This window comes from Paenibacillus cisolokensis, from assembly GCF_018403665.1.
Classification (GTDB): Bacteria; Bacillota; Bacilli; order Paenibacillales; family Paenibacillaceae; genus Paenibacillus_AH; species Paenibacillus_AH cisolokensis.
Genome location: NZ_BOVJ01000164.1, coordinates 24668 through 31213 on the forward strand (window position 1 = coordinate 24668; position 6546 = coordinate 31213).

At 56.2% G+C, this 6546-nt stretch carries 6 protein-coding genes and 2 pseudogenes; 4 read left to right on the plus strand and 4 right to left on the minus strand.

Going from position 1 to position 6546, the window contains the following annotated elements; genetic code table 11:
* The first annotated feature begins 57 nt into the window (after positions 1-57).
* The 4 genes and pseudogenes from PACILC2_RS28925 to PACILC2_RS20895 all read left to right on the plus strand — a co-directional run bounded on the left by PACILC2_RS28925 (position 58) and on the right by PACILC2_RS20895 (position 3098).
* A complete protein-coding gene (locus PACILC2_RS28925; RefSeq protein ID WP_307860667.1) occupies positions 58-519 on the plus strand; it encodes a MoaD/ThiS family protein in 462 nt (153 codons plus the stop codon).
* The gene (locus PACILC2_RS28930) at positions 405-815 is read left to right on the plus strand and encodes a molybdenum cofactor biosynthesis protein MoaE (protein ID WP_307860668.1); all 411 of its coding nucleotides are present in this window, start codon (positions 405-407) and stop codon (positions 813-815) included. The genes PACILC2_RS28925 and PACILC2_RS28930 overlap by 115 nt, the downstream gene beginning before the upstream one ends.
* The gene (locus tag PACILC2_RS20890) at positions 812-1864 is read left to right on the plus strand and encodes a ThiF family adenylyltransferase (protein ID WP_244863699.1); all 1053 of its coding nucleotides are present in this window, start codon (positions 812-814) and stop codon (positions 1862-1864) included. Before PACILC2_RS28930 ends, PACILC2_RS20890 begins: the two co-directional genes overlap by 4 nt.
* 176 nt (positions 1865-2040) lie before the next feature.
* Positions 2041-3098 (plus strand): annotated as a pseudogene (locus PACILC2_RS20895) (HD domain-containing phosphohydrolase).
* Positions 3099-3161: 63 nt separating this feature from the next.
* Here the strand turns inward: PACILC2_RS20895 and PACILC2_RS20900 are convergent.
* The 4 genes and pseudogenes from PACILC2_RS20900 to PACILC2_RS20915 form a co-directional block, all read right to left on the minus strand.
* Positions 3162-3332: a helix-turn-helix domain-containing protein gene (locus tag PACILC2_RS20900; protein ID WP_213530610.1), complete on the minus strand. Its 171-nt coding sequence runs from the start codon at positions 3330-3332 to the stop codon at positions 3162-3164.
* Positions 3326-4084: an AraC family transcriptional regulator gene (locus PACILC2_RS20905; protein ID WP_213530612.1), complete on the minus strand. Its 759-nt coding sequence runs from the start codon at positions 4082-4084 to the stop codon at positions 3326-3328. The genes PACILC2_RS20900 and PACILC2_RS20905 overlap by 7 nt, the downstream gene beginning before the upstream one ends.
* Positions 4085-4087: 3 nt before the next feature.
* Positions 4088-4927: a Gfo/Idh/MocA family oxidoreductase gene (locus PACILC2_RS20910; RefSeq protein WP_062491692.1), complete on the minus strand. Its 840-nt coding sequence runs from the start codon at positions 4925-4927 to the stop codon at positions 4088-4090.
* Between the two features lie 59 nt (positions 4928-4986).
* Positions 4987-6047: pseudogene (locus PACILC2_RS20915) on the minus strand (Gfo/Idh/MocA family protein).
* Positions 6048-6546 lie beyond the last annotated feature (499 nt).

Here is a 6546-nt window from a genome sequence, read left to right on the forward strand (position 1 = left end):
AACGATTATGGTATGCTGAAACAGCATCCATATCTCATGCAGAAGAGGTCGTTAGCCATGACATACGAATGGAAAATCCGCCTGTTCGCCGGCTTGCCGGAGCGGATCGGAGCGGATGAAATTACGTTCGCCGATCCGCGCGAGGCCATGACGGCCGGAGAACTGAAACGGCTGCTCGCCGAGCTTCATCCGGACCAAGAAGGACTGATCCGGCTTTCCTTCGTCGCATGCAATCGCGCCTATGCAGCCGATGACGCCCGCGTTTCCGTACGGGACGAACTGGCGCTTCTGCCGCCTGTCTCAGGCGGCGAATCAGCCGCGGGCGAAGCGGACCGCTCATCCGGCGATTCGCGCTTTTCGTCACGCGCGAGCCGCTCGTCGTCGAAGATGTCGTCTCCCGCGTTATCGCGCCGGAACACGGCGCGTCACTCGTTTTCGTCGGAACGACGCGCGAATGGACGAACGGCAAGCGGACGCTTCGCCTGGAATACGAAGCCTACGAACCGATGGCCGTCATGACGATGCGGCAGATCGCCGGCGAGTTGAACGATCGCTGGCCGGGCGCGCGCTGCGCCATCGCGCATCGCATCGGCCCCGTCGAAATCGGCGGCATCAGCGTCGTCATCGCCGTCTCCACGCCGCACCGCGCCGACTGCTACGAGGCCAGCCGGTATGCGATCGAGCGGTTGAAGCAAATCGTGCCGATCTGGAAGAAAGAAATATGGGAGGACGGATCGGAATGGGTCGGGCACCAGCAGGGAGGCTGGAATCCGCTGTCTCCCGGTCCGGACGAAACAGGGGGCGGACAGCGATGACCGCGGCCGGTATGCAGCCTTCGGCGGAAGACCGGTACGCCAGGCAAATCCGTTTCGCGCCCATCGGATCTGACGGCCAGCGCCGCCTTGCGGACAGCTCCGCCGTTATCGTCGGCCTGGGCGCCCTCGGCTCCGTCATCGCCCAGCATCTTGTCCGGTCCGGCGTCGGCAGGCTGCGCCTGATCGACCGGGATATCGTGGAATGGAGCAACCTTCAGCGCCAAACGCTCTATAACGAAGAGGATGTGCGCCGCACGATGCCGAAGGCGGAAGCGGCCGCCGCGCATCTGAGAGCGGTCAATCGCGCCGTCGCGATCGAGCCGGTCTCCGCCGACCTGTCCGCCGCCAATGCCGAAGAACTGCTCGGCGGCTATCCGCTCATTCTGGACGGAACCGACAATATGACCGTACGTTATTTGATCAACGAGTACAGCGTGAAGAACGGCATTCCGTGGATTTATGGCGGCGCGGTCGGCAGCGGCGGCATGACGATGACGTTCGTTCCCGGCGAAACGCCTTGCTTGCGCTGCCTGTTTCCGGAACTGCCCGCGGCCGGCGATCTGGACACTTGCGAAACCGCGGGCGTGTTTTCGCCCGTCGTCGACATCGTGGGATCGCTGCAGGCGGCCGAAGCGCTCAAATGGTTGTCCGAAAACCGGCAAGCGATGCGCAAGGAGCTCGTCCAAGTCGATGTGTGGACGAACGGCTGGATGCCGCTGGCAGCAAATACGGGCAAGCGCGGCGACTGCCCTACTTGCGCCTTGCGCCGGTTCGAGATGCTGGAGGGCGGCGGTGTTCATGCGTCCACCCGATTGTGCGGCAAACAAACGGTGCAAATTATTCCGCCCGGACGTCCGCAGCTAAGTCTCGACGGCTTGGCGGCCCGTCTGGCATTGGCCGGACCGGTCGAACGCAATCCGTACCTTGTAAAGCTGCGTGTGCGCGAGACGTTAACTTTCATCCTGTTCCCGGACGGCAGGGCGCTCATACAAGGAACCGACGACCCGGCCGTCGCCCGCAGCGTCTATGCGGAGCTTCTCGGCGTCTGAAGCTCCGCCCCTTTGGCGCAGCTTCGACCGGCGCTGAAGCTTTCGCCCCCTATGGCGCAGCTTCGACCGCATTGGCGCAAAAAAACACTTTATCCTCTTATTGTAAATTGAAAGGATTGTTGCTACCATAGAACTAGATGGCGAACAAGCAGAACTTCCGATCAGAGGTGTCGCGGATGAGAGTACATGTGACGGAATTGAGGAACGGGGACCGATTAACGAACGACACATTTAACGGCTACGGTCTTCATGTGCTGTCCAAAGGAACGGTGCTGGGCGAGTATGAAATTTCCAGACTGTTTCAGCATCAAATCGACTACGTCAATATCGAATCTCGGCCGGATGAACAGCCTCCGGGGAGAACGCTGGAGTCGGACCTCAATCCGAAATGGCTGCCGGCCGTCCAACCGGTGTATGAGCAATCGGTCCGGGAAACCGAGCAACTGTTTATGAAAGCGCTGCAAAACGGGATGATCGATGACGAGCAGGTCGAACAAGCGTTTCTTCCGTTCGTCGAGCAATTTCAGATGGAGCGGGACATCGTTTCCATTCTTCTGCTTGCCAATACGAAAGACGCCTATACTTACCAGCATTCCGTTCAGGTCGGTATGATCTCTCATTATTTGGCGACTTGGCTCGGTTATCCGGAGAAGGAAGCGGCGCGCATCGGCAAAGCGGGGTTTCTGCACGATATCGGCAAGAGCCGGATCGAAGCGGAAATTTTGAACAAGCCAGGGCGTCTGACGGAGGAAGAGTTCGAACGAGTCAAGCAGCATACGGTTTACGGCTACGACATCATTCGATCGTCGTACATCGGACAAGACGATCTGGCGATCTGTGCGCTGCAGCATCATGAACGAATGAACGGCACCGGTTACCCGCACGGACTTCATGGGGCGGATATTCATCCGTATGCCAAAATCATCGCCGTTGCCGATGTATACAGCGCCATGATATCCGCACGGGTTTATCAGCAAAAGCGCGATCTGCTGTACGTCTTGCAGGAACTGCACCGTATGAGCTTCGAAGAGCTGGACGCGCACACGACGCATACGTTTATCCGCCATATGATCCCGAACTTTATCGGCAAACGGGTAAAGCTGTCCTCCGGTGAAACGGGCATTATCGTCATGACTCATCCTTCCGATTTTTCCGGCCGCTCATCCGCTTGGACGACCGGTTCGTCGACTTGAGCATCGATCGGTCGCTCGAAGTTTGCGAAATCTACTTGTGACCGAAAGCGAAAGGCCGCTCCGGGGCATCTGCCGGGGCGGCCTTTATATTCGCGCGGACGGATTCAACCGTTAGCCGACGACTGTTCCTCCGCTTCCCGTCCGCGCTGCTGCGCGGCGTAACGGGAAGGCGGATAGCCCATAATGCGCGTGAACGCCTTGCTGAACGATTGCAGCGTCTCGTAATTGAGCCGCCGGGCTACCTGCTTGATCGGAATATCGCCGTACTTCAGCATTTCCAAAGCTTTCTCGATTTTTTATAATTAATATAGCGCTGCAGCGTCATGCCGGTTTTGTCTTTAAAAACATGGGACAAGTACGTATAGCTGTATCCGAGCTCGTCGGCCATCGCGCGGATCGACTTCAACTCGAAAATATGGTTCTCCACATACCGGATGACCGAATAGACGGCAAAACCGACGGAATACGTCGCCTTTCGAGGCGTATAACGCGGCGCGTCCACATTTTTCGCGGCAAACGTCCGGTACGTCAAAATGATAATTTCCTCGAAATAGTTGCGGATCATGACATGAGAATAAGGGTCGCGCGAATAAAATTCGTCGATATTTCGCAAAAACGGAATCAAAACATTATGCGTATCTTTGGAACGAAAATAAGGCGCCGACTCGAAAAAGCTGTTGATGCGGGCAAACGCTTCATCCGCATCGGCGCTTATGCGGAACCCCATATAAATGTAGCGGAGCATGCTGGACGAATCCGCTTCGATCGCGTGCGTGCTGCCGGCCGGATTAAAAATAATGTCCCCTTCCCCGACTTTGAGACGGTTGCCGCCAATCGTAAAATAACCTTCTCCCGAAACGATATAGCTGAGTTCATGGCAAATCTGCTCGTGCGGGCCGATTTCATAACCGCACTCGCAGCACAATTCGCCGATCTGATACAGCTCGATTGCGCCGAACTGCAGCGGTTGTTCGAAAAAAGAATGGTCAAAATGAAAGCGGCAACCCGAATATTTCTTCCGATTCATCGTCTAGGACGGCAGTTTGACCCATTGATGCGGCGTATGGACCGCTTTCAGGGACTGCTCGATAATGCTGATAATTTCCACCGTCTCGGACGGATTCACCGGCACTTCACCCGTCTCGAAAAACGCGGTCAGCTGGCGGATAAACAACTGGAAAAAGTCCGACTCCGGTTTCAGAACAGCGGAATGCCCGTTATCGTAATTCAGCGTCAGATGGAACGGACATTCCCAGCCGCCGTGCTGAACGGATGCCTGCCTTCCGTCCGGATAGCCGATCAGCAAAGCGGGAAATTTTCCTGTGCCGGTGTACATCACCCGATCGGCTCCCGCTCCCATCAGCATGACGATCGGTTCGATCTGATGAATCGAATAATTGTCGAGACGCCCCGGTCCCGAGCTGTAAATACTGTCTATGCCTTGTTTCTCGGCCGCCGCATACTCCGACGCAAAGCGCAGGGCGGAGGAGGAAAAGAGGGGCGTTCCGTGCTTGTCGGCCAGCTCGAACAGACGGAGCGCAGCCGCCCGGTCGGGCGCAAACGTTTTGTCGATATACGTCCGTTTGCCGGAACGGAGCGGAAGCTCCGCCAATTCCTCATGCTGATCCGGATGATCGGGGGAGAGGACGATCAGATAGTCGCTTTTCTCTACGACCGCTTCGATCGAATCGAGCAGCTCGACGCCTTTTTCCGCTGCCCATTCGACGTTCGTCTTGCCGCCATCCGCATCCTTCTTTCCGTAAGCATAAGCAACCCGCATGGCGCCGCCGGTCGCGTTCGCAATCCAGGCGGGATACTGATTGGCATGCCACTCATCGAGATAGTAGTCGATAAAACCGATCGTTTTCATGAGCCGGTCCCTGCCTTTCCTCTACCTTTCCTCTGCCTTCCCTCTGTTTTTCTCTACCGTTACACGAAACTGATTTCTCTGCCCTGATCGGACGAATCATAAATGCCCTGAATAATTTGGGATGTAAGAATGGCCGAATCGATATGGGACGGCAGCTTCTCGCCCGTGCGAACCGATCGTAGAAAACTGTCGATTTCGTTCTGGAACATGTTGACCGATTTGAACTTCGGCTTCGTCTCCAGCAGCACGCCGTTTTTCGCGCTGTACAGCTTGAAATCGGAACCGTATTGGAGGCGGATGCCGCCTCTGTCGCCAAGAAAATCGATATACATTTCGGATTCCCCGATATTTTGCGCCCATGCGCCGTTAAGCGTAATAGACGGTCCTTCCGTCCGGATCATGGCAGTGACGAAATCGTCGACGTCATACGTTCCGTTGTAGTCCGGCGGACCGGCCCACATGTCGACATAGGCGTAGTTCCGCATATCGCGTCCCAGCTTGCAGTAGGCTTGCCCGCTGACCGTTTTCGGCTTCGGATCGCCGGTACAGTACATGACGATGTCGAGGAAATGGACGCCCCAGTCGATCAGCGCGCCGCCTCCGGCTATCGCTTTTGTCGTGAATGCCCCGCCCAGTCCCGGGATGGATCGGTGCGCGCGGAAGCTGACATAGACGTGATACAACTCGCCCAGTTCGCCGTCGTCAATGATCTGCTTGATCAGGTTGACGCCCGAATTGAAGCGGTTCACAACGCCGATATTGAGAATTTTTCCGGTTTCGTGCTGGACTTTTTGCATTTCCAGCGCCTCGCTGTATGTACGGGCGGCCGGTTTTCGCAGAGCACGTTTTTCCCCGCGCGCAAGCAATCGATCGTGATCGGCGCGTGGCCGTCGTTCGGCGTGCAAATCGACACCGCTTCGATTTCGGGATCGTCCAGAATGACGCGGTAATCGGCTATCGCCTGACCGCAGCCGTTCTTTTTCACTGCCTGCTCGGCCCGCTCAAGCCGAATGTCGCAAAAATATTTGATCTCCGCAGACGGATTCGCCATATAAGCCGGGATATGAGAACCGTTTGCAATCGATCCGCAACCGATGACGGCGACTTTGATTTTATCCATTAGGGAAGCCTCCTGTAGGTTAAATCTGTAAAACGGTTACACACGTTTGCGCTTCACTTCGCCTCACTTAAAGACAAAAAACAGACAACCTTCGGCCATGTTCCGCTCAACGACCGGCAGCACCTCTCTTCCTTGCGATCTGGCTGCTTATGGCGCAGATGATCTAGCTGGATTCTCCACCCATTATAGCGGATAAACGAAATTTAACAATGTTTATATTGTACTACTGTGTTATCCGAATTTGTCTTTTTTCCGCCAAGTCCTGACGAAGATACAAGCTCCCTGCCAAATGCCCGGCTCTCCATTGATTTTATAGAACAGTAAGAAAAGCGACTCCGTCGTCTGAGGACGATACTATCGGCCAGGGCTCTATTCGACCTCGCCCACCCGACCGCCGTGCGCCCGATTGCGCAGTTCCATGGTTTAATCGTTCGCTCCCACCCCCGCCGGGTACCCCATTGCGAACCTCCAGTGCCTTATTCGCTCGCTCCATCCCTGC

Excerpts from the sequence above, each read along its gene's own strand:
- PACILC2_RS28925 (WP_307860667.1), top strand. The coding sequence starts at position 58 with ATGACATACGAATGGAAAATCCGCCTGTTCGCCGGCTTGCCGGAGCGG.
- PACILC2_RS20890 (WP_244863699.1), top strand. The coding sequence starts at position 812 with ATGACCGCGGCCGGTATGCAGCCTTCGGCGGAAGACCGGTACGCCAGG.
- PACILC2_RS20900 (WP_213530610.1), bottom strand. The coding sequence starts at position 3,332 with ATGCTGAAGTACGGCGATATTCCGATCAAGCAGGTAGCCCGGCGGCTC.
- PACILC2_RS20905 (WP_213530612.1), bottom strand. The coding sequence starts at position 4,084 with ATGAATCGGAAGAAATATTCGGGTTGCCGCTTTCATTTTGACCATTCT.
- PACILC2_RS20910 (WP_062491692.1), bottom strand. The coding sequence starts at position 4,927 with ATGAAAACGATCGGTTTTATCGACTACTATCTCGATGAGTGGCATGCC.